Annotated in this window: 3 protein-coding genes; 2 read left to right on the forward strand and 1 reads right to left on the reverse strand. The window is 70.7% G+C overall.

All coding sequences use genetic code 11. The features are described 5' to 3' along the window. A partial coding sequence (locus tag AC069H_RS42745) for an ArsR/SmtB family transcription factor (protein WP_478236179.1) occupies positions 1-228 on the reverse strand: 228 nt, incomplete at its 3' end. A 66-nt stretch (positions 229-294) separates the two neighbouring features. Between AC069H_RS42745 and AC069H_RS42750 the strand changes: the two genes are divergently transcribed. Both AC069H_RS42750 and AC069H_RS42755 read left to right on the forward strand, forming a co-directional pair. Next, positions 295-1,026: a hypothetical protein gene (locus AC069H_RS42750; RefSeq protein ID WP_478236180.1), complete on the forward strand. Its 732-nt coding sequence runs from the start codon at positions 295-297 to the stop codon at positions 1,024-1,026. After that, a partial coding sequence (locus AC069H_RS42755) for an HAD-IC family P-type ATPase (RefSeq protein WP_478236181.1) occupies positions 912-1,540 on the forward strand: 629 nt, incomplete at its 3' end. The genes AC069H_RS42750 and AC069H_RS42755, both read left to right, overlap by 115 nt.

Below are 1,540 nucleotides of genomic sequence, written 5' to 3' on the forward strand. Positions count from 1 at the left end.
GCGGCGGCCTTTGACCAGGCCGGCGAGCCGGAGTTTCGCCAGGTGCTGGCTGACCGCGGTGGGGGCGGCGCCGGCGAGTTCGGCGAGGCAGGCGACCGAGGATTCGCCCTGCAGTAGTGCCCAGAGGACCTTGATCCGGGTCGGGTCGGCCAGCAGGCGGAAGGACTCGGCGGCCAGGTGTACCTGCTCTTCGTTGGGCATGTCGAAGTCCGGCAGCGACGTGTGCATGCGGCGAGCATACCTGGCTGCCCGGCTTCTTGCGTATCTGCGTGACTGCGTATATATGGTATCTGCGTGACTGCGGATGTGCGTGAGCGCGCGAGCCTTGCCGATCAGCCCGTGCCGCGGCGGCGGTGGGCAGGGATGTGGGTGCTGCCGGAAGTGCGGTGGGCGTCCGCCGGGACGGTTCTGTTCCTGGTGGGATCGCTGGTCCAGGTCGCCGACGGGCCGTCTTGGCTGTGGTGGGGCTTGTATCTGGCCTGCTATGTCACCGGTGGCTGGGCGCCGGGCTGGGCGGGCTTGCGGGCGTTGTGGGAGCGCAAGCTCGACGTGGACCTGTTGATGGTCCTCGCGGCGATCGGTGCGGCGGTGATCGGTCAGGTTTTCGATGGCGGGTTGTTGATCGTCATCTTCGCCATCTCCGGGGCGTTGGAGGCGATCGCCACCAAACGCACCGAGGACTCGGTTCGCGGGCTGCTCGACCTCGCCCCCGAGCGGGCGGCCCGGCTCACCGGCGTGGGCGAGGAGATCGTGGACACCGCGGTGCTGCGGGTGGGCGATCTGATCGTCCGGCCGGGGATTTCACCTCGGCGCCGGGATGTGGCGTGTCGGCTCGCGTGGATGGCCGCGGGATCGAGGCCGGCAGTCCGCTGCGGCTGCTCGACGACGATCACGACCAGGCTCGCGTCATCGTGGCCGAGCTGGAGGAAGCCGGGAACACGGCCGTCGTCGTCCTCGTCGACGGCCTCCCGGCGGGTGTCCTGGGACTGTCCGATCGGGTGCGTCCCGCGGCGGCCGCGACGATGAACCGGCTGACGGCGCTGACCGGTTCCGAGCCGGTGCTGCTCACGGGTGACAACCGGCGCGCGGCCGATCGCCTCGCGGGCGAGGTCGGCATCACCGACGTCCGGGCGGGCCTGCTGCCCCAGGACAAGGTGGCCGCGGTGCGCGAACTGGAAGCGCGGGGCGCCAAGGTGATGGTGGTCGGTGACGGCGTCAACGACGCTCCCGCGCTGGCCGCGGCCCACACCGGCGTCGCGATGGGCCGGGGAGGATCCGACCTCGCGCTCGATACCGCCGACGCGGTCGTCACCCGGGACGAACTCGCCGCCATTCCCGCCGTGATCAGTCTTGCCCGTCGCGCCCGGCGTCTCGTCATCGCCAACCTGATCATCGCCGCCGGCTTCATCGGGGTGCTCGTGGTCTGGGATCTGGTGGGCCATCTGCCCCTGCCACTCGGCGTGGCCGGGCATGAAGGGTCCACGGTCATCGTCGGCCTCAACGGACTACGGCTGCTGCGCAAGCCGGCCTGGGAACGGGC

This window comes from Amycolatopsis sp. NPDC043887 (assembly GCF_056435665.1).